The organism is Novosphingobium sediminicola, assembly GCF_014196525.1.
GTDB classification, from domain to species: Bacteria; Pseudomonadota; Alphaproteobacteria; order Sphingomonadales; family Sphingomonadaceae; genus Novosphingobium; species Novosphingobium sediminicola.
In genome coordinates, this window is record NZ_JACIDX010000020.1 from 65,763 (window position 1) to 84,507 (window position 18,745).

The following is an 18,745-nucleotide window of genomic DNA, read 5'->3' on the forward strand; positions in this document are numbered from 1 at the left end:
GGCGCCTCCCCTTTTGTCTGGTTATTCTGCGGCCTGAGGCGCCTGCGCGGGGGCGAAGGGCGCGCTGGCGGTGGCCCCGCCATTCAGGGCAAGCGCCAGTTGCGCCTTGTCCAGCTTGCCTTCCCAGCGTGAAACGACGACCGTGGCCACCGCATTGCCGATGAAATTGGTCAGGCTGCGACATTCGCTCATAAAGCGGTCGATGCCCAAAATCAGCGCCATACCCGCCACCGGCACGGATGGCACGATGGACAAGGTGGCCGCCAGCGTGATGAAGCCCGCGCCCGTTACCCCCGCTGCGCCCTTGGACGAGAGCATCGCGACCGCCAGCAGCGACAATTGCTGGCCAAGGGACAGATCCACATTGCAGGCCTGCGCGATGAAGAGCGCGGCCAGCGTCATATAGATATTGGTGCCGTCAAGGTTGAAGGAATAGCCCGTGGGCACGACAAGGCCGACAATTGACTTGGGGCAGCCGGCCCGCTCCATCTTTTCGATCAGACTGGGCAGCGCGCTTTCGGACGAGGATGTGCCCAGCACGAGCAGCAGTTCATCCTTGAGATAGGCCACCAGCTTGAAGATCGAAAAACCGCAGGCCCAGCCCACCATACCCAGCACCACGATCACGAACAGCAGCGAAGTGAGATAGAAAGTGGCCACCAGCCCGGCCAGATGGACCAGCGCCCCGGTGCCATATTTGCCGATGGTGAAAGCCATGGCGCCGAAGGCCCCAAAAGGCGCGGCGCGCATCAGGATCGACACTACCTTGAAGATCGCCAGCGACACTTCTTCCAGTGCCGCCACGAGGCGCTCGGTGCGTTCGCCCAGCAAGGCGAGGCTGGTGCCGAACAGGATCGCCACGAACAGCGTTTGCAGGATGCTGCCCTCGGACAGCGCGCCGACGAAGGTTTCCGGGATGATGCCCACCAGAAAGCCGGTGACTGTGGTTTCATGGGCCTTTTCGGCATAATCGGCCACTTTGCTGGCGTCCAGCGTGGCCGGGTCGATATTCAGCCCCGCGCCGGGATGGACGACATTGGCCACGATCAACCCGACAAACAGCGCCAGCGTGGAAAAGGTCAGGAAATAAGCAAAGGCCTTGCCCGCCACCCGCCCCACCGAGGCCAGATCGCGCATGCCCGCAATCCCCGTCGCAATGGTCAGGAAGATGACCGGGGCAATGATCATCTTGACCAGTTTAATGAAAGCATCGCCGATCGGCTTCATCGCCTCGCCCAGATGGGGGGAGAAATGGCCGAGCAGCACGCCTGCGGCAATGGCTGCCAGCACCTGAACATAGAGATGTCTGTACCAGGGGCGACGAATGTCGGAATGGGGCACGCCGGTGCCTGCAAGGGCGAGATGGTCCATGGTCTTGGCTTTCAGTCCTTTCCGCGCGGCCATGGCGAACCTTCTTATGGATCCGTGGCCATAGGGGCAGGATATGGGCGGCCGATATGCGGACAAAACAGGATTGAGAAATCAATATTTTATATTTTCTTCATATACTTAAATGGAATCCGCAAGATACATGTGGGCAAGTTTTGACATTCCCTCCAATCACCGAAGTGCAAATATTGGCACATCGCGCAGGCCGGACTAAAACGGGCGCATGTGGCCCACGAATCATCCTTTGCGCCTGCGCTGGGCCATCGCCGGCCTGATGGCCTCGATGGCAGCGGCGGCGCTGGCCTATGTCGTGGTCGAAAGGCGGGGGCTGGCGCTGGAAATGGACACCGCCCGCACCGACATGCTGATGCGAAAGGCGCTGATCACCAGCGAGATGGCGCGCTTTCGCCTGCTGCCCATCGCGCTGGCCGATGATCGGGACGTGGTTCTCGCCTTGCAGGGCAGCGCCAGCGCGCGCGCCGCGCTCAACCACAAGCTGGAAGGTCTGGTGACGACGACCGGCGCCCCCATCATCTATGTCATCGGTCCGGATGGCAAAGCCATTGCCGCCAGCAACTGGCGATCACCCAAGAGCTTTGTCGGATCCGATTACAGCCGACGCCGCTATTTCCGCGACGCGCTGGCTCATGGCGGCGCCAGCCATTTCGCGATGGGCACGGTCAGCCGCCGTCCGGGCCTCTATATCGCCCAGCGCACCGCGCAGGGCGGCGTGGTCACCATCAAGCTCGAATTTGACCGGATCGAGGCGGACTGGGCCAAAGGGGACGGCACCACTTTTGTCACCGACGAAAATGGTATTGTCCTTGTGTCCAGCCGTCCGGGATGGCGCTTTTACCTGACCAGGCCGGTGCCGGGGGCCGCGCTGGCCACCTTTGACGCCGATGCGATGGTGTCGCCCCTTGCCGCAAGGTTCATTCCCGCCAGCCTGCGTGCGCAACACGCGACGCTGGAAGGCCGACCCGTGATCCTGTTGCAGGAAGCGCTGGCCCAGCCGGGCTGGTCGATCACCCTTTTGCGTCCGGTGGATGGGGCGATCCTGTTTGCCCGCATCGCTGCGGTGGTGGCCGCCGCGCTGGTGCTGGGCATGGCCATCATCGGCTGGATGTGGCTGGAACGCGGCCGCGAGCGGCGGGCCCGAACCGACGAGCTGGAACAGGCCGTGGCCGACCGCACCGCCGATCTGCGCCGGGAAATGGACGAGCGCGCCGCCTTGGAAGCGCGCGCGGCGGACCTTCGCGAGGGGCTGCGTCAGGCCAACCGGCTGGCCTCGCTGGGCCAGATCACCGCCAGCGTGGCCCATGAAACCGCCCAGCCCGTCGCCGCCATCCGCACCTATGCCGATACCAGCCGCCTGCTGCTGGAGCGCGGCGACAGCGAGACGGTTCATAAAAACCTCAACACCATCGCTCGCCTTGCCGATCGCATCGGCTCGGTCACATCCGAACTGCGCGGCTTTTCGCGCCGGGGCGCAACGGATCAGGCCCCTGTTGCGGTCAGCGAGGTGATCGAGGGCGCGCTGCTGATCCTGAAAGAGCAGTTGAAAGGCATCGCGGTGGACCTGCCCGATGATGACGCCATGGTGGAAGGAGGCAAGGTCAGGCTGGAGCAGGTTCTGGTCAATCTGCTGCAAAACGCCGCGCAGGCGCTGCGCGGCACGCCCGCCCCCGCCATCACGCTGTGGCTGCACAGGAACGATCAAGCCATCTCGCTTGCCATTTCCGACAATGGCCCCGGCATTGCCGAGGATCTGAAAGCCCGCCTGTTCACCCCCTTTGTCACCAGCCGCCCGGATGGGCTCGGTCTCGGTCTGGTCATATCTCAGGATATCATGACCGATGCGGGCGGCACGCTGCGCTATGTCGATCCGCCGGAGGGCGCCCGATTTGAAATGACGATGAGGCCCGCGACATGACCGCCGCCCTGCCCCTTGTGGCTCTTGTTGATGACGATGATGACCTGCGTGAAGCCGCCACGCAATTGCTCGTTCTGGCCGGTTATCAGGTTCTGGGCTTTTCCGGCGGGGTCGAGGCTGCGCAGGCGATTGGTGCGGATTTTGCCGGGATCGTGATTTCCGATGTGCGCATGCCGCATATGTCGGGGGTGGAATTGTTTCGCCTCCTGCAGGAGCGCGATCAAGATCTCCCCGTGCTGTTGATTTCGGGCCATGCCGATGTCCAGATGGCGGTAGATGCGCTCAAGGCGGGCGCGTGGGATTTCATCGAAAAGCCCTTTGTGCCCGATGCCCTGCTGGCCGCGGCGGGGCGGGCCACCAAGGCCCGCCGGTTGGTGCTGGAAAATCGGGCGCTTCGCCGTGCGGCCCTGAGCGGCGCGGAACAGGCATTTCTGGGCGAGACCTCAATGATCCGGCGCTTGCGGGCGATGATCCCGGTGCTGGGCCAAAGCGACATTGATCTTGCCATTGAAGGCCAGACCGGCACCGGCAAGGAACTGTTCGCGCGCTGTGTCCACCGGGCGGGGGCGCGCTCAAGGCATCGCTTTGTGACCGTGGATTGCGCCGTGATCCCGCCCGCGATTGTCGAAAAGGAAATGTTTGCGCGAGGCGGCAGCATCTCCTCCAGCCATCGCGGCACGCTGTTTCTGGACAATCTGGATCAGGCCGACGAAGATTTACAAAGGCGACTGGCGCAATTTGCCGAAAAGCGGGCCATCGCGCTGGACACGCGCGATCCTGAAGCCATCGACACACGCATCATCGCCAGCATGGCCGAGGGCAGGCGCGAGCATGTGTCCGACGCGCTTTATCACCGCGTCGCGGGCGTCCCGCTGCGTATGCCGCCTCTGGCCGAAAGGCGGCCGGATATCCGGCTGCTGTTTGCCCATTTCCTGAAAAAGGCGGTCGAGCGGCTGGACCGCGCCGCGCCGCCCATCGACGACAGCATCCATCATCTCGACACCAGAGACTGGCCGGGCAATCTGCGCGAATTGGAGAATTTCGCCGAGCGCTATTGTCTTGGTCTGGAAAGCCATAGCGAAGCAGCGCCGACCGGCCGTCAGGCCACTCTGCCTGAACGGCTGGACGCATTTGAAAGCGCGGCCATTCTTCAGGCAGTGCAGGAGGCCAAAGGCGAGATGGCCCGCGCCATCGGTCTGCTGGGCATTCCGCGCAAGACCTTCTATTACCGCGCCAAAAGGCTGGGGCTGGATCTGCGGCGGATGCGGTCTGCAGCCGGTTGATGAGCGTGCCCGGCGTCGGCCCGATCATCGCGCTCACCTACATCTCCACCATTGAATACCCGCGCCGTTTTGTCAGAAGCGAAGACGTTGGCGCCGATGCCTGGCTTGTGACTCGGCGCAGTCAATCAGGAAATCGCGATGTCAGCGGCCACATCTCAAAGGCTGGCGATCCCATGCTGCGCAAGGCGCTTTACGAAGTCGCCAATGTCGCGCTTACACAGGCGAAGCGGCCGTTCGCCCTCCAGCAGTGGGGCAGAAAGATGGCCGAAGCCAAAGGCGCCAGAACCGCTGTCGCCCGCAAACTTGCTGCATTACTCCATTCACTTTAGGTGAATGAGATCTAGTTTCACTGGGCCTGAGCCCTGCGTTTCTCTTCCCGTTCGGCCATGCCCGGGACGATCTTGTCAGAAATATAGAGGGTCAAACCTCGTTTGGGACTCACCGAGGCCCCCCACTCCGCTCGGCCGCGATCATGAAGGCTCGGACGGAAAGCTGCCACAGCCGTTCGATCACCTCTAAGACAACCATTGGCGAACGGGAAAAAGGAAGCGCAATGCAAAATCAATTAGACAACCTTTCTGCCGTTCCAACATGATGGGTCGAACGGCAGATTTTTTAATAAGCAGATCCTGCTCAAAATCACAGTGACCACCACAAAAGAGGAAGCGCTTCAGGCAGGTCGAAATTGCAGCAAAGGCGGCCCAAATGACCCGGTCGGCACGTTGAGGACGGGTTCTGTAATCGACGACGCACTCAAATCTGCCTGACACAGGCGTCGATCCATGCGTGCGTTTGCTCCAGAATTTCGTCCGACAATTGGGGATCATCGACCGACCGCGCCAAAATGACCGCTCCCACCATGGCAGCCCAACTTCCGATTGCAGCGCTGCGTTTGTCGGCTGCGGATAGCGCGGGCAGCGCTTGTTCGATGTGTGCGATCTGGGCGCGCAAACCCTCAGTCATGGTCGCTTTGGCTGCTGGCGTCTGGTGACGAATGGCCGCAGCCAGACCCGCTGTTGGGCAGCCATCCTCAGGATTATCCCGGTGTCGTGGCGCCAGATAAGATCTGACAAAGTCGTTGAACCCGCCATCATCCAAACTGTCGGCCGCCAGTGCGTGGGCCAGCGCCTGCGCCACCAGATCATCCTTTGACTCGAAATGCCCGTAGAAGCCGCCGTGGGTGAGGCCGGCAGCTTTCATAACTTCTGCGACGCTTACTGCCTCAAATCCCTTGTCCTTAAAAAGCCGGCTGGCGGCTTCCAGAATCCGGCGGCGGTTTTCCGCCATCTGCTCTCGGCTGACCTTCATGTTTAAATTTCTCCGCAACCGCCGTTGACATTTAGATGATGACTATCATATTTATACAATCATGATCATCATCATGAATATAGGGTTCAAGACAGAAAGAGCAATCCGATGAGCCAAATTCCTGCAGTTCTGATCACCGGCGCGTCCACCGGCATTGGCGCTACCTATGCCGAGCGGTTTGCTCGCCGTGGACATGATCTGGTGCTGGTCGCCCGAGATGTTGCGCGCATGGATGCGCTTGCGAGCCGCCTGCGTCAGGAAGCCGGTGTCATGGTCGACATCCTCGCGGCCGATCTCACTCAGGCTGCGGATCTTGCCAAGGTCGAGGCCAGGCTGCGTGAAGATGCGCGCATTGGCATTCTGGTCAACAACGCGGGAACGGCCATCGGTGGGAGCTTTGTTGACCAGAGCGTTGAAGACATCACCAAGCTCGTGACGCTTAACGCAACGGCACTTCTGCGACTTTCCAGGGCCATTGCGCCGCGTTTGGCCGAGGCCGGCGAAGGGGCAATCGTCAACATCGGTTCGGTCGTCGGTGTCGCGCCGGAATTCGGCATGACGGTGTACGGCGCCTCCAAGGCATTCGTGCAGTTCCTGTCTCAGGGGCTCGCGCAAGAACTTGGGCCCAAGGGCGTCTACGTTCAGGCGGTGCTTCCGGCCACGACCCGCACCGAGATCTGGGCGCATGTCGGCGCGGACGTTGATACCATGAGCAATGTCATGGAAGTGGGCGATCTGGTGGATGCGGCGCTGGTTGGCTTTGACCGCCGCGAATTGGTGACCATCCCGCCGCTGCAAGATGCAGAGCAGTGGGAGGCATTCGACGGCGCGCGCAAGGCCATGATCGGCAACATCGTCAATGCCCTGCCCGCCGCACGGTATCGCAAGCCCGCCTGAGCATCACGCTATCACCCGACCCTATGCCGCGACTGCGGCGACACCACAGGTGCATCATGACCAACAACGCGCTTTTCGAACCCTACACTCTTGGCGCCATCCCGCTTTCCAACCGGATCGTTATGGCGCCGCTGACGCGTAACCGGGCCGGTGCCGGTTTCGTGCCCGGTGACCTGACCGTCGAATATTACGCTCAGCGCGCTTCGGCCGGACTGATCATCTCCGAGGCCAGCCAGATTTCGCAGCAGGGTCAGGGCTATCAGGACACGCCAGGCATCTACACCCGTGAACAGATCGACGGATGGCGCAAGGTGACCACTGCCGTGCATGAAAAAGGGGGCCGCATCGTTCTGCAGCTTTGGCATGTCGGGCGCATCAGCCATACCGACCTGCAACCCAATCACGGCCAGCCCGTCGCACCCTCGGCCATCCGCGCCGAAACCAAGACCTTTGTCAACAATGCCTTCGTTGATGTGTCCGAGCCCCGCGCGCTGGATATCCATGAAATCGCAGACATCGTCGACGACTTCCGCAAGGCTGCTGCCAATGCGATTGAGGCCGGTTTCGACGGTGTCGAGGTTCACGGGGCCAATGGCTACCTGCTGGAGCAGTTTGCCAAGGACGGTGCCAATCTCCGCACGGATTCCTATGGCGGTTCCGTAGAAAACCGCGCGCGCCTGATGCTGGAGGTCACCGCTGCGGTAGCTCGCGAAATCGGGGCTGAGCGCACCGGCATCCGCATTTCGCCGGTCTCGCCCGCCAACGGCATCTCCTGCAGCAATCCTCAGGCGCAGTATGACTATATCGTCGATCAACTCGATGCGCTCGGCATAGCCTATATCCAAGTGGTCGAAGGCGCGACCGGTGGCCCGCGCGACATTGCTCCCTTTGATTACGGATCGCTGCGCCGCCGCTTCAGCAACACCTACATCGCCAACAATGGCTATGATCTTGAGCTTGCCACGTCGCATGTTGTCGAGAGCAAGGCGGATCTGATTGCGTTCGGACGCCCGTTCATCGCCAATCCGGATCTCGTGGAGCGGCTCAAAAGCGGCGCGCCATTGGCTGAAATGAATCCCACCACGCTCTATGGCGGCGGCGCTGAGGGCTACACGGATTATCCCCGCTTCACCGACGCTTCCGGCATTTGAGCCAACAGGGGCCGTGCCCCGGTGCGACCCCCATCATCAAACCCTCATCAATCCCTGACAATCAAAGGCAGCGCGGCTAATGTCGCACGCCAGATCGAGAGCAAAGCCATGGCGACCTCTGCATCCAAAACACCCAAGACCGCATTCGTGACTGGGGCCTCCAGCGGCATCGGCAAGGCTGCGGCATTGGCGCTGAACCGGGCAGGCTACCGGGTTATCGGCACCAGCCGCAAGGCGGCGCCCGGCGAAGTCCGCGATGGTATCAGAATGATTGCGTGCGACGTGACATCGGACGCCTCCGTTGCCGCCGCAGTGGCGTCCGCGCATTCCGAACTCGGCCGCATCGACCTGCTGGTCAACAATGCCGGTTATGCCATCTCCGGCGCGGCAGAGGAAAGCTCGATTGAGCAGGTTCGGGCCTTGTTCGACACCAATTATCTGGGCGTTGTGCGCGTGACGAATGCGGTTCTTCCGATCATGCGTGAACAAGGCGGCGGGCGGATCCTGAATATCGGCTCGGTCGTCGGCCTCATTCCCGGGCCTTTCGGCGCCCACTATACGGCGAGCAAGCACGCGATCGAAGGTTATTCGGAATCGCTCGATCATGAGGTGCGGCCTTTCGGCATTCGCGTCGCGGTGATCGAACCTTGGGCGACGAAGACGTCCATCGAAGACAATTCGCCGCGCGGTGATCGGCCTGTCGCGGCCTACGGCCAGACATTTGCGCGCTATCAGGCTGCGTTCGCTGCTGCCATGGCGACCGGCGATACGGCGGAGGCTGTTGCCGAGACTATTCTCGCTGCGGCGCAGGCCGGAAAACCGCAGTTGCGCTACCCCTCGGGCAAGGCGGCGCGACAGACGGCCTTTGCCCGGCGTTTTCTGCCGCGCGCGATGTTTGATCGCACTCTGCGCAAGCAGTTCAACATCGACTGAGGGACATCTGCCCTTCCCGGGCACTTGACTTGATACAATCGCACTTTGGAGAACGCTCGTGAAAGCCTTTGTCGTCGACAAATACCAGAAGAAGGGCCCGCTGCGTCTGGCCGACATGCCCGATCCAGAGATCGGCTCCAATGATGTGCTGGTTCGTATCGAGGCCACCGCGATCAACCTTCTTGATTCCAAGGTGCGCGATGGCGAATTCAAGCTGTTCCTGCCCTATCGCCCCCCCTTCATCCTCGGCCACGACCTTGCCGGAACTGTTGTCCGCGTCGGTGCCGATGTGCAGCAGTTCAAGGCGGGTGACGAGGTCTATGCCCGCCCGCGTGACGGGCGGGTCGGCACTTTTGCGGAAATGATCGCGGTTGACGCGGCGGACCTCGCGCACAAACCGGCAAACCTCTCGATGGAACAGGCAGCGTCGATCCCGCTCGTCGGCCTCACCGCCTGGCAGGCGCTGGTCGAAGTGGGCCAGGTCAAACCCGGCCAGAAGGTTTTTATTCAGGCCGGTTCGGGCGGTGTAGGCACCTTTGCCATTCAACTGGCCAAGCATCTTGGCGCTACCGTGGCAACCACCACCAGTGCGGCGAATGCGGAACTGGTCAGAAGTCTCGGCGCGGATGTGGTGATTGATTACAAAACGCAGGACTTTGAACAGGTACTGTCCGGTTACGACCTGGTGCTCAACAGCCAGGATGCCAAGACGCTGGCAAAGTCTCTAAACGTGCTGAAGCCGGGCGGAAAGCTGATCTCCATCTCCGGCCCGCCGGACGTTCCCTTTGCCAAGTCCTTGCGCCTGAACCTGTTCCTGCGCTTTGTGATGCGGATGCTGAGCCGGGGCATTGTGAAAAAGGCAAGGCGCCGGGACGTCGACTATTCCTTCTTGTTCATGCGCGCCGATGGGCAGCAATTAACGGAGATCGCCAAGCTGATCGAATCCGGCGCCATCATCCCTGTCGTGGACAAGGTGTTTCCCTTCACACAAACGGCGGATGCTCTGGCTTATGTCGAGACGGCGCGCGCCAAGGGGAAGGTTGTGGTCCGGGTCTTGTAAGGGCGCGCGAAGCACGCTTTACGAACGCCTACGCGCTAAGAGGCAGCAGTATCCGGGATTGATCAGCTGTCGACGTCCAGCCAATCGGCCGATCATCCGCGATTTGCTGACAGTGCAGATGACACACAGCTGGGGGGCTATCCAAATACCAAGCGTCGAGAAGTGGGTTGGCCTCTGCTGGACTGCCCCGTCATACGGCGATGGCAGATTTCAGTAGAAGTTGTCATCGCTATGTCCACGCGGGAACGCCACGAGTTGGTCGATTGCAAATGCCGATAGCATACCACATCGCCGGCGGGCATTGGCCGCACTGCTTCACACGACAGATGGTTCCAGCGTGGCGAGATAGGCGCATAACATATCGGCCAACGCTTCCGTGCGGGCCGCGATCTCCTCCTGGCTTTGATCACTCTGCGACAGCGCTTTGCCCAGAACTTTGAGCGCGCCGACCATCGTGTCACCAGCGACGGTCAAATGCGCAGTGGTCGCGTTGGGTGCCGCCTCGGTCAGGAACGCCATGATGGGGGCCTTCACTTCTGCTCGCGCGGCCTGCGCTTCGGGTGCATCACGATAGAGCGGGGCGGCATCATCAAGCGCCTGCCGCATCGCGGCTTCCTCGCATTCCGACACGACAAAAGCCCGCACCACCGCCCGCAGCCGCGCCGAAGAGGGCTGCGTCGTGTCGGCCAGCAATCCGGTCAGCACCGCGCGGGTATCACGCCATTCATCGCTTTGCAGGCGGAACAGGATCGCGGCCTTATTGGGGAAATATTGGTAAAGCGAGCCAATGCTGATGCCTGCTCTTTCGGCCACGCGCGCCGTGGTGAAACGGGCCGCCCCCTCTGCCGCCAAAACCTGAGCAGCGGCCTGGAGAATCGCGGCGACGGCCTCGGTCGAGCGCTGTTGACGAGGCTGCTTTCGCGCGGAAAGCCTTGGGTTTGCTGGTGTGCTCATTGCGCCTTGACCAATGCGATTAGAAAACGCGATCAATTGCTCATATTTTCTCCAAGAGCGCAATTCCCTGCCGCTCAGGAGAAGCCCATGTCATTGCTCACCCAGGCGCCGCTTAACACCTTGCTGGATCGACTGTTTGTCGAGGCCGACGCCACAAGGCCGGAAAACCTGCCCATCTTTGCTGCAACCGCCCCGGCCGAACGCGAAAGGCTGATGCGCAGCAAGGCGGATTGGCGCAGGCTCTATGGCGCATTGAAAGACATGCCCCTCCCCGTCTCGCGCGAGGCAGGGCGCTTGCTCTACATGTTGGTACGCGCCACGGGCGCGCAGGCCATTGTCGAATTCGGCGCCTCATTTGGCCTGTCGACTCTGCATATGGCGGCGGCGCTGCGCGACAATGGCGGTGGTTGCCTGATCACCAGCGAATTTGAAACCGGCAAGATCGCCCGCGCCCAAGCCCACCTTGCCGAGGCGGGGCTGGCCGATCTGGTCGAAATCCGAGCCGGAGACGCTTTGGAAACTTTGGCGCGGGATCTGCCGCCTGCCATCGATCTGGTGCTGCTCGACGGCGCCAAAGCGCTCTATCGCGACGTTCTGGGGTTGCTTGAGCCGCATTTGCGTCCCGGTGCGCTGATCCTCGCCGACAATGCGGACTATTGCCCGGACTATCTGGCTAAGGTGCGCGCGCATGGTGGCGGCTATCTCTCGCTCCCCTTTGCAAAGGACGTTGAGCTTTCGATGTGCTTGGGCTGAAAATACCTTTATGCCTCTTCCTACGCTGCGATTGAGGGAATATGCGGCGTAGGGAGAGCATTTTCTTCGCCTCCTTCCAGTGGTGTTCAACACTTCAACTATGGCACATCGATGCCGTCGGAGGCGTCAACCCCATCAGCAAGAGCACCCGTACCGAAAGGCTAATTTCCTTGTGGCAATGTCTATAGCCGCTGCCCTCTGGTCGATCCCATAACGGGACGTTGCGCCAACAAAACCGACATTTAGCGAACTGAGCTGGGGCGTCGGAAGCAATAATTCGTTCACCGTTGACGCGAGACACATGAATGACGGCTTTCAACCAAGCTTTGCTGTTCATTAGCGGATTAGCGAACGAGCGATTATACCGAAAGTGGGCTTTCGTTCATCTGGCACTCAAGAGCCGAATGCTCCAGCAAAGCAGGCGCTGTTCAGTTAGCGCGCAACGATCCACCATAGAACCGCGGCAAACCCAAAACTTCATCCTATCGTACCAGCCCATCGGCCACCCATCGCGCCAGATATTGCCCGATGCGCGCGATGCCCGAATGTTCGCCCCATCGCGCCGCAGCGTCCCTGCACAGGTCGGTAAAAGGTATGGCATCGCCAGAAAGATAGCCCAGCATCCCGGCCTCATCGGCATCAAGACTGCGCAATCGGCACATGAATCCTTGCCGCCAGATCAGCACCGGGCGCGCCTCCTTCCCCCAACCCACCTCCGGAGGAGGCGTCTCATCGGCAAGAGCGATCCAGATCTCCTCCGCATTGGAATGAAGCGAGAGGATCGAGAGCGCCGGGACGGTCTGCAACCTTGCACTATCCCAATCAATGGCGCCCATCGCTCCGGCATCAAGCGGCACAGCATCGGCGGCGACAAAGACCTGCGACAGCACCAGTTCGATCCGGGCAAGCTCCGCCACTTCGGGATCATAGGGATAGTCTTCCGCAAGGCTTGCCGGAAAGCCCGAGGCGTAATCATCGAGCGTCCAGCTATCGGGCGGAACGCGCTCGATGTGGCGGGCGGCTGCGGCTTCAAAAGGCCCCTCGCCCAGCCAGAGCAGCGTTTGGGGGAAACTGTCGGCCAGACAGGCCATCAGCGCGGCGCGATAATTGTTCTGATAGACGCCCAGCCCATGCTCGGCCCCTTTGGCGAGAGGAAGGCGACGCATCGCCGCGTCCTCGCCACTGGCCAGCCAGCCCAGAAACGCGCCCTGCATCTCGCTCAGGCGCATGGGACCACCACCTGCGATGCAATGTCGCGCGCAATGGCCAGTTCGGCCAGCAATTCAGGCAAAGGCGGGATCGCATCATCGCGCTCGATCATCACCGCCGCCCGCGGCGCGCGGGCCAAAGCATCGCGCAGCAGCGCCCAGACCGGATCGGGCACCGGCCGATCATGCGTGTCGATCAGGCAGTGCTGCCCCTGTGTGTGCCCGGCCAGATGGATCTGGCCAACCGAGGCGAAGGGGATTCCCGCCAGATAATCCGCGCTGGAAAACCCATGGTTGGTCGCGCTGACATGGATATTGTTCACGTCCAGCAGCAGGCCGCAACCCGTCCGGCGCGTCAGTTCGGCCAGAAAATCCCATTCGCTCATTTCGTCATCGGCAAAGGCGATATAGCTCGACGGGTTTTCGATCAGCATCTCGCGGCCCAGCACATCCTGCGCCTTGCCCACATTGGCGCAGACCACATCCAGAGCCTCACGCGTATAGGGCAAGGGCAAGAGATCATGGGAATTATGCGCGCCATGGCGGGTCCAGCACAGGTGGTCCGAAACGATGAAAGGCTCGATTTCCGCGATCAACTCCCGCAGCCGCAGGAGATAGTCCACCCGCAGCCCGTCGGCCGAACCCACCGACATGGAAACGCCGTGGATCGCCACCGGATAATCCTGCCTGACCCGGCGCAGAATGTCGCGCGGGCGCCCACCCGGCACCATGAAATTCTCCGAAATCACCTCGACAAAATCGACGGGCACGCGGGTTTCCAGAAAATCCTGATAATGCGGCTTGCGCAGCCCCAGACCGAATTGCGGACCTGAAAAAGACATCGGACCTGTCCCTATCGACACAGAAAAAGCGCCGGTCGCCCCGGGATGGCAGAGCGACCGGCATGGCAGGGTGGTGCTTACTTCGGCGCCGTCAGGCTGCCCCCGGCCTTGACGCAGGCGCTTTTGCTCATGTCCTTGAAGCCTTGGCCCTTGCATTCGTTCTGGCCCTTGCACTCGTGGCTGCCGCTCTTGCAGTCCGACTGGCCCTTGCAGGCGTTGACGCCGTAACAGGCCACCTTGGCGCTGTGAGCGGCAAAGGCCGGAGCGCTGGCGGTCGAAGCGATGGCGATGAGAGCGGCGGCGGCGGCAAAGCTGATCTGCTTGGTTGTGATCTGCATGGGGATTACTCCGAAAGACTGGCCGTTAGTGGCCCTTGCTATTCGGCTGGGAACGGTCCCCGGTTACACACCCTTGATTTTTTACCAGCGCATCAAACGCGGCCCCAGCATCGCCCCCACCAGTGCGGCCAGCGCAATGCCCAGCGAATACCATGTCAGCACAAAAACCGCCGAGCTTTCCGGGCAATGCAGGCAATAAAGCGTCGCCCCCCACGCCCCCGCCGTCAGCCCCGCCGTGGCCCCGGCCAACCGCAGCCGCGTGGGCGCAAGGCGGCGGAACGACCACAAGAGCCCGGCAAAGATCGGCACCGAGAGCAGGAACACATTTTTCGAACAAACCTTCCAACTGGCCCCCAGCCACATGCCGAGCCATTGCGAGGAAGGCACCGAGGCCAGTTCCTGAATGCTGATGATCATCAGCCCCACCACCGGCACACAGGCGATCCACAGCCACCCCGCCGCCCCCGCATCGGGCCGGCCCAGCCGCGCCGTGGCCAGGCTAGCGCAAAGGGCAAGGCTGCCGGTATAGAACCACTTGATCCAGAACATCGCCCCATGCATCGCCAGCCACAGATCGGGACGAAAGCCAAGGAAACCCGCCACCGCCAGCAGCGTCACCGCCCCGCCCAGCACCAGCCCGCCCAGCAACCGGCGCGAAAGCGCATAGCGCGGCACGGGGGCGACATCGGCGGACAGGGCATCGATCAGATCTTCGGTCTTCATTTCAAACTGTCCCTGACCTTGCTTGCCAGCGCCTTGAGGCCGCGATGCACGGAAACCTTGATATCGGATTCGCCAAGTTTGAGCTGGGATGCAGCCTCGGCGGTGGACAGGCCTTCGAGTCGTATGGCGCGAATGGCGGCGGCCTGTTTTGGGGGAATGGTGTCGAGCAGGCGGTCAATATCGGCGGCAGCATCGCTGGCCTTGGTAAAGCCTTCGGCCTCCAGAATATCTTCCAACCCGTCGATGGCGCATGTCCGGCCGCTTTTGCGGAAATGGTCGATCATCTTGTAGCGCGCCACGGCAAAGAGCCAACTGGTGAAAGGGCGCGTCACATCATAACTCGCGCGGCGCTCGTGGACGGCAATGAGGGTTTCCTGCAAGAGATCCTCTATATCATCATCCCGCCCCGCCATGCGCCGCCGATAAAAGCCACGCAGCACCGGCACCAGCGCACGCAGCAATTGCCCATGCGCCGCGCCATCGCCGCCAAGGCCGCGCAGCATCCAGTGTTTCAACTCGTCTTCGCTCGGTCGCATAAGGTCACCCCGAGGTCATTACGTGGCATGGCGTGCTCTGGTTACACTGCGTGCCATGGATTGCGAAAAATAATCGCCTGTAACGATCCGCGATGGGGCCGCGAATGAGTGGACATGGATGGGGCGCTTCCTGCCCCATCGCCTGAGAAAGGATGTCTGCCATGTCTGTTTCACGCTCTGCCGCCGCTCTGGCAATGGCTTTGGTCGCCGCCGGCGCCGCCTCGACGCTCCATGCCGCCGATGCGCCCAAAACCGAGAAATGCTATGGCGTGGCCAAGGCGGGCAAAAATGACTGCAAGGCAGGCGCGGGCACGAGTTGCGCGAGCACGTCCAAGGTCAATTATCAGGGCGACGCATGGAAATTGGTGAAGGCGGGCACCTGCACCTCGATCAAGACGCCAAAGGGCTTCGGCTCCCTTTCCCCCAAAGGCTGAAGCCCCGGCCCGGTCGTCCTTTCCCACTCCGCCGCGACCGGGCCACCCTTTTTGCAAGGACACCGCCATGACCCATCCCGCTTTCCGGCCCAAGGCCGACGATCTTCTGTTGTTGCTGGGGCGCTTCGCCATCGCGCCGGTATTCTTCCTCTCGGGCCGAACCAAGGTCGAAGGCTGGTTCACCATCACCGATGCCACATATGACCTGTTCCGCAGCGAATATGCCCTGCCCCTGCTCTCGCCGGTTCTGGCGGCATGGATGGCCACGATTGCCGAACATCTTTTCTCCACGCTGCTGGTGCTGGGTCTGGGCACGCGGATCGCGGCGGCCGGATTATTGGGCATGACCTGTGTGATCGAGATCTTCGTCTATCCCGATGCATGGTCGACACATCTGAGCTGGGCCGGACTGCTGGTGCCGCTGATCGTGCGTGGCGGCGGGCGTCATTCTTTGGATGCCCGGCTTTTTGGTGCGCGACCGGCATGAGGGCGCTGATCGTCCATGCCCATCCCGAACCGGCCAGTTTCAACGCGGCCATGACCGCGCGGGCGGGCGAGACGTTGCGCTCGCTGGGGCATGAAGTGGTGGTGTCAGACCTCTATCGCATGGGTTTCGATCCGGTGTCGGACCGACGCAACTTTCTCGAAATGGCCGACCCGGCCTATCTGAAACTACAGGCCGAAGAATTGCACGCTTCGGCCAAGGCCGGGTTCGCGCCTGATGTTCAGGCCGAAATCGACCGGCTGCTGGCCTGCGATCTGCTGATCCTGCAATTCCCGATCTGGTGGCTGGGGATGCCCGCCATTCTCAAAGGCTGGATCGACCGGGTCTTCGCTTGCGGTATGGCCTATGGCGGCGGACGTTATTTCAGCAAAGGCGCGCTGCGCGGCAAACGAGCGATGTGCGCACTTACCGTGGGTGGGCCGCGCGCCGTTTACAGTGCGACAGGCTTGTATGACGAGGTGGAGCAGATCCTGTTTCCCATCCATCGCGGCCTGTTCGGCTTTACCGGCATGACCGCGCTGGAGCCTTTTGTCGTCTATGGCCCCAATCGGATGGAGCAGGATGCGCGCCGTGCGGAACTGGATCGCTTTGCCCGCCATCTCGAACATCTCGATACGGCGCGCATCCTGCCTATGCCTGCGTGACCTAAATCCCGGCAAGCCGCATCGCTGCCCCCAGATCCGGCCCCGTTGCATCGGCAGGCGGCATCAGCGGCTCGGCCGCCACGCCCAGCCGGTTGATCCATGCCGTGCGATAGCCGAACCATTTGGCGCCCAACGCGTCCCAACCGCCAAATGCAACAAAGCCGATCGCCTCGCGCGGCATGGCGAAATGCTCGCAAGCCATCGCATAAGCCTGAGGCGCAGGCTTGAATACGCGCACGCGGTCGGTCGACAGCGGCGGTTCCATCAGGCCATGCAAGCCATTGGCCCGCATAGCTCCCTCCAGCATCGCCTCGCTCAGATTGGACAGAAAGGTCAGACGCAGCCCCGCCTGACGCATTTTCTCAAGTCTTTCGCCCGCATCGGGCCATGCAGGCAGATGCGCAAAGACCGAAATCAATTCGCGCCTTTGCGTCTCGCTCAGGCTCAAGCCCAGATTGGCCGCGCAAAACCCCAGCGCCGCATCGGCCAGCGCCGCAAAACCACTGTAACGCCCTGCGGCGGTTTCCAGCCACGACAGGGCAAATATCTTGGCCGTCCACTGGGCCGCCAGAGCCACCCCCTGCGCGGGAAACAGGGCGACAGCCACAGCAGTCACAGCGCGCACATCGAAAATGGTGAAGCCATCAAAGGCCAGCGCGCGCAGGCGAGGCTCCCCCGCCTTCAGTCCGGCAGGCAGAGCCGCCATGGCCAGCCCCAGCGCCGAACGGCGGCTCAACGAAAAAGTAGGATGCGTCATAATGTTCCTGAAGGTTGCTATCGGTCCTCCTATTCGCCGCGCGCCGCGCCAGGGTTTCACCCGCCGCCGCGACAGGAAAAATTTGCCGTGGCCGGGAATAAAACGCCCGTCTGCTCCGTCTGAACCGGGAAATCCGATGGAGTATCGCCATGACCCCAGACTCTTTGATTGACCCGATGGATCGCCGCCGCGCCCTGCGCTGCATGGGCTGGGCCGGAACCGGCGCGCTGTTTACGCTCAGCGGCGGCATTGCCCATTCGCGCATGCTGGAGGCCGGAGCGGGAGCAAGGGGTGAGCCCGCCCCTTTCAGCTTCGTCCAGATCAGCGACACCCATATCGGCTTTGCCAAACCCGCCAATCCCGATCCGCTGTCCAGCCTGCGTCAGACCATCGCGCGCATAAAGGCCCTGCCGCAACGGCCCGATTTCATTGTGCATACCGGCGATGTCACCCATCTTGCCAACCCTGCTCAATTCGACGTGGCCCAGCAATTGCTGTCCGAAATCGGCCTGCCGGTCTTTGCCGTGCCGGGCGAACATGACATGGTCGATGGCGCCGACCCGCGCGCCTTCAACGCCCGTTTCGGCAAGGACATCCGGGGCGACGGCTGGTTCAGCTTCGATATGCGCGGGGTGCATTTCGTCGGCCTCGTCAATTCGGCCATGCTGGGCGCCAGCGGACAGGGCACGCTGGGCCGGGCGCAGCTCGATTGGCTGAAAAGCGATCTGGCGGGCCTGTCCTCATCAACCCCGGTGGTGCTGATGTCGCATTTCCCGCTCTGGCCGCTTTATCCCGACTGGGGCTGGGGCACGGCCGATGCGGCAGAGGCTTTTGCCCTGCTGCGCCGCTTTGGCTCGGTCACCTCGCTCAATGGCCATATCCACCAGATCCAGCGCAAGGTGGAAGGCAATCTGCTGTTCCACGCGGCGCGCTCCACCGCCTATCCCCAGCCCGCGCCGGGACAGGGCGCCGGTCCGGGGCCGCTGGTGGTGCCCGCCTCCGATCTGCCCGCCCATATCGGCATGACCTCGCTCAGCCTGACCATGCTCGATGCACCGATCGCCGTCACCGATCTGACGCTGGGATGAAAGGGCCGC

Annotated in this window: 21 protein-coding genes; 12 read left to right on the forward strand and 9 right to left on the reverse strand. The window is 61.9% G+C overall.

The window, feature by feature from the left end:
• Window positions 1–21 precede the first annotated feature (21 nt).
• Window positions 22–1,371 (reverse strand): dicarboxylate/amino acid:cation symporter, encoded by a 1,350-nt coding sequence (locus GGR38_RS20640; RefSeq protein ID WP_221227187.1) that lies wholly within the window; start codon window positions 1,369–1,371, stop codon window positions 22–24.
• A gap of 241 nt (window positions 1,372–1,612) precedes the next feature.
• Here GGR38_RS20640 and GGR38_RS20645 point away from each other — a divergent pair, with 241 nt between their 5' ends.
• The 3 genes from GGR38_RS20645 to GGR38_RS20655 are packed head-to-tail and all read left to right on the forward strand — an operon-like array spanning window position 1,613 to window position 4,934.
• Window positions 1,613–3,322 (forward strand): sensor histidine kinase, encoded by a 1,710-nt coding sequence (locus GGR38_RS20645; RefSeq protein WP_183628291.1) that lies wholly within the window; start codon window positions 1,613–1,615, stop codon window positions 3,320–3,322.
• Window positions 3,319–4,605 carry a sigma-54-dependent transcriptional regulator gene (locus tag GGR38_RS20650; protein WP_183628293.1) on the forward strand — a complete coding sequence of 429 codons (1,287 nt, stop codon included), beginning with the start codon at window positions 3,319–3,321 and terminating at the stop codon, window positions 4,603–4,605. Before GGR38_RS20645 ends, GGR38_RS20650 begins: the two co-directional genes overlap by 4 nt.
• Window positions 4,605–4,934 carry a transposase gene (locus GGR38_RS20655; RefSeq protein ID WP_183628295.1) on the forward strand — a complete coding sequence of 110 codons (330 nt, stop codon included), beginning with the start codon at window positions 4,605–4,607 and terminating at the stop codon, window positions 4,932–4,934. Before GGR38_RS20650 ends, GGR38_RS20655 begins: the two co-directional genes overlap by 1 nt.
• A gap of 424 nt (window positions 4,935–5,358) precedes the next feature.
• On the opposite strand, the gene GGR38_RS20660 is transcribed toward GGR38_RS20655, so the two are convergent.
• Window positions 5,359–5,913: a TetR/AcrR family transcriptional regulator gene (locus GGR38_RS20660; RefSeq protein ID WP_183628297.1), complete on the reverse strand. Its 555-nt coding sequence runs from the start codon at window positions 5,911–5,913 to the stop codon at window positions 5,359–5,361.
• Window positions 5,914–6,021: 108 nt separating this feature from the next.
• On the opposite strand from GGR38_RS20660, the gene GGR38_RS20665 reads away from it, so the two are divergent.
• Genes GGR38_RS20665 through GGR38_RS20680 form a run of 4 tightly spaced genes read left to right on the forward strand, consistent with a single transcriptional unit; the run spans window position 6,022 to window position 9,954 of the window.
• Window positions 6,022–6,810 carry an SDR family NAD(P)-dependent oxidoreductase gene (locus tag GGR38_RS20665; protein ID WP_183628299.1) on the forward strand — a complete coding sequence of 263 codons (789 nt, stop codon included), beginning with the start codon at window positions 6,022–6,024 and terminating at the stop codon, window positions 6,808–6,810.
• Between the two features lie 56 nt (window positions 6,811–6,866).
• Window positions 6,867–7,961, forward strand: coding sequence for an alkene reductase (locus GGR38_RS20670; RefSeq protein WP_183628301.1), 1,095 nt, complete (start codon window positions 6,867–6,869; stop codon window positions 7,959–7,961).
• Window positions 7,962–7,982: 21 nt separating this feature from the next.
• The gene (locus tag GGR38_RS20675; protein ID WP_343059188.1) at window positions 7,983–8,894 is read left to right on the forward strand and encodes an oxidoreductase; all 912 of its coding nucleotides are present in this window, start codon (window positions 7,983–7,985) and stop codon (window positions 8,892–8,894) included.
• A gap of 58 nt (window positions 8,895–8,952) precedes the next feature.
• A complete protein-coding gene (locus GGR38_RS20680; protein WP_183628305.1) occupies window positions 8,953–9,954 on the forward strand; it encodes a zinc-binding dehydrogenase in 1,002 nt (333 codons plus the stop codon).
• A gap of 315 nt (window positions 9,955–10,269) precedes the next feature.
• Here the strand turns inward: GGR38_RS20680 and GGR38_RS20685 are convergent, their stop codons facing one another.
• Window positions 10,270–10,908: a TetR/AcrR family transcriptional regulator gene (locus GGR38_RS20685; RefSeq protein ID WP_183628307.1), complete on the reverse strand. Its 639-nt coding sequence runs from the start codon at window positions 10,906–10,908 to the stop codon at window positions 10,270–10,272.
• A gap of 87 nt (window positions 10,909–10,995) precedes the next feature.
• Between GGR38_RS20685 and GGR38_RS20690 the strand changes: the two genes are divergently transcribed.
• The gene (locus tag GGR38_RS20690) at window positions 10,996–11,661 is read left to right on the forward strand and encodes an O-methyltransferase (protein ID WP_183628309.1); all 666 of its coding nucleotides are present in this window, start codon (window positions 10,996–10,998) and stop codon (window positions 11,659–11,661) included.
• A gap of 482 nt (window positions 11,662–12,143) precedes the next feature.
• Here the strand turns inward: GGR38_RS20690 and GGR38_RS20695 are convergent, their stop codons facing one another.
• From GGR38_RS20695 to GGR38_RS20715, 5 genes are all read right to left on the reverse strand, one after another.
• Complete coding sequence (locus GGR38_RS20695) at window positions 12,144–12,890, reverse strand: HvfC/BufC N-terminal domain-containing protein (RefSeq protein WP_183628311.1); 747 nt, start codon at window positions 12,888–12,890, stop codon at window positions 12,144–12,146.
• Complete coding sequence (bufB, locus tag GGR38_RS20700; RefSeq protein ID WP_183628313.1) at window positions 12,881–13,711, reverse strand: MNIO family bufferin maturase; 831 nt, start codon at window positions 13,709–13,711, stop codon at window positions 12,881–12,883. The genes GGR38_RS20695 and bufB overlap by 10 nt, the downstream gene beginning before the upstream one ends.
• Window positions 13,712–13,788: 77 nt before the next feature.
• Window positions 13,789–14,049, reverse strand: coding sequence for a BufA2 family periplasmic bufferin-type metallophore (gene bufA2, locus GGR38_RS20705; RefSeq protein ID WP_183628315.1), 261 nt, complete (start codon window positions 14,047–14,049; stop codon window positions 13,789–13,791).
• Between the two features lie 81 nt (window positions 14,050–14,130).
• Entirely contained in the window at window positions 14,131–14,772 is a 642-nt protein-coding gene (locus GGR38_RS20710; RefSeq protein ID WP_183628317.1) for a DUF1109 domain-containing protein, read from the reverse strand.
• On the reverse strand, window positions 14,769–15,308 hold the full coding sequence (locus GGR38_RS20715) for a sigma-70 family RNA polymerase sigma factor (RefSeq protein ID WP_183628319.1): 540 nt from the start codon (window positions 15,306–15,308) through the stop codon (window positions 14,769–14,771). The genes GGR38_RS20710 and GGR38_RS20715 overlap by 4 nt, the downstream gene beginning before the upstream one ends.
• A gap of 161 nt (window positions 15,309–15,469) precedes the next feature.
• Here GGR38_RS20715 and GGR38_RS20720 point away from each other — a divergent pair, with 161 nt between their 5' ends.
• The 3 genes from GGR38_RS20720 (at window position 15,470) to GGR38_RS20730 (ending at window position 16,891) form a co-directional block, all read left to right on the forward strand.
• Window positions 15,470–15,742, forward strand: coding sequence for a BufA1 family periplasmic bufferin-type metallophore (locus GGR38_RS20720; protein ID WP_183628321.1), 273 nt, complete (start codon window positions 15,470–15,472; stop codon window positions 15,740–15,742).
• A 67-nt stretch (window positions 15,743–15,809) separates the two neighbouring features.
• A complete protein-coding gene (locus GGR38_RS20725) occupies window positions 15,810–16,229 on the forward strand; it encodes a DoxX family protein (protein ID WP_183628323.1) in 420 nt (139 codons plus the stop codon).
• Window positions 16,226–16,891, forward strand: a complete 666-nt coding sequence (locus GGR38_RS20730; RefSeq protein ID WP_183628326.1) for an NAD(P)H-dependent oxidoreductase — start codon at window positions 16,226–16,228, stop codon at window positions 16,889–16,891. The genes GGR38_RS20725 and GGR38_RS20730 overlap by 4 nt, the downstream gene beginning before the upstream one ends.
• Before the next feature lies 1 nt (window position 16,892).
• Here GGR38_RS20730 and GGR38_RS20735 read toward each other — a convergent pair whose 3' ends face one another.
• The gene (locus GGR38_RS20735; protein WP_183628334.1) at window positions 16,893–17,648 is read right to left on the reverse strand and encodes a haloacid dehalogenase type II; all 756 of its coding nucleotides are present in this window, start codon (window positions 17,646–17,648) and stop codon (window positions 16,893–16,895) included.
• A 149-nt stretch (window positions 17,649–17,797) separates the two neighbouring features.
• Between GGR38_RS20735 and GGR38_RS20740 the strand changes: the two genes are divergently transcribed.
• Entirely contained in the window at window positions 17,798–18,736 is a 939-nt protein-coding gene (locus tag GGR38_RS20740) for a metallophosphoesterase family protein (RefSeq protein ID WP_246405114.1), read from the forward strand.
• Window positions 18,737–18,745 lie beyond the last annotated feature (9 nt).

Coding starts and splice junctions, on each gene's coding strand:
- GGR38_RS20695 (WP_183628311.1), bottom strand. CDS start 12,890: ATGCGCCTGAGCGAGATGCAGGGCGCGTTTCTGGGCTGGCTGGCCAGT.
- GGR38_RS20720 (WP_183628321.1), top strand. CDS start 15,470: ATGTCTGTTTCACGCTCTGCCGCCGCTCTGGCAATGGCTTTGGTCGCC.
- GGR38_RS20690 (WP_183628309.1), top strand. CDS start 10,996: ATGTCATTGCTCACCCAGGCGCCGCTTAACACCTTGCTGGATCGACTG.
- GGR38_RS20665 (WP_183628299.1), top strand. CDS start 6,022: ATGAGCCAAATTCCTGCAGTTCTGATCACCGGCGCGTCCACCGGCATT.
- GGR38_RS20660 (WP_183628297.1), bottom strand. CDS start 5,913: ATGAAGGTCAGCCGAGAGCAGATGGCGGAAAACCGCCGCCGGATTCTG.
- bufB (WP_183628313.1), bottom strand. CDS start 13,711: ATGTCTTTTTCAGGTCCGCAATTCGGTCTGGGGCTGCGCAAGCCGCAT.
- GGR38_RS20655 (WP_183628295.1), top strand. CDS start 4,605: ATGAGCGTGCCCGGCGTCGGCCCGATCATCGCGCTCACCTACATCTCC.
- GGR38_RS20645 (WP_183628291.1), top strand. CDS start 1,613: ATGTGGCCCACGAATCATCCTTTGCGCCTGCGCTGGGCCATCGCCGGC.
- GGR38_RS20650 (WP_183628293.1), top strand. CDS start 3,319: ATGACCGCCGCCCTGCCCCTTGTGGCTCTTGTTGATGACGATGATGAC.
- bufA2 (WP_183628315.1), bottom strand. CDS start 14,049: ATGCAGATCACAACCAAGCAGATCAGCTTTGCCGCCGCCGCCGCTCTC.
- GGR38_RS20640 (WP_221227187.1), bottom strand. CDS start 1,371: ATGGACCATCTCGCCCTTGCAGGCACCGGCGTGCCCCATTCCGACATT.
- GGR38_RS20710 (WP_183628317.1), bottom strand. CDS start 14,772: ATGAAGACCGAAGATCTGATCGATGCCCTGTCCGCCGATGTCGCCCCC.
- GGR38_RS20715 (WP_183628319.1), bottom strand. CDS start 15,308: ATGCGACCGAGCGAAGACGAGTTGAAACACTGGATGCTGCGCGGCCTT.
- GGR38_RS20725 (WP_183628323.1), top strand. CDS start 15,810: ATGACCCATCCCGCTTTCCGGCCCAAGGCCGACGATCTTCTGTTGTTG.
- GGR38_RS20740 (WP_246405114.1), top strand. CDS start 17,798: ATGACCCCAGACTCTTTGATTGACCCGATGGATCGCCGCCGCGCCCTG.
- GGR38_RS20670 (WP_183628301.1), top strand. CDS start 6,867: ATGACCAACAACGCGCTTTTCGAACCCTACACTCTTGGCGCCATCCCG.
- GGR38_RS20730 (WP_183628326.1), top strand. CDS start 16,226: ATGAGGGCGCTGATCGTCCATGCCCATCCCGAACCGGCCAGTTTCAAC.
- GGR38_RS20735 (WP_183628334.1), bottom strand. CDS start 17,648: ATGACGCATCCTACTTTTTCGTTGAGCCGCCGTTCGGCGCTGGGGCTG.
- GGR38_RS20685 (WP_183628307.1), bottom strand. CDS start 10,908: ATGAGCACACCAGCAAACCCAAGGCTTTCCGCGCGAAAGCAGCCTCGT.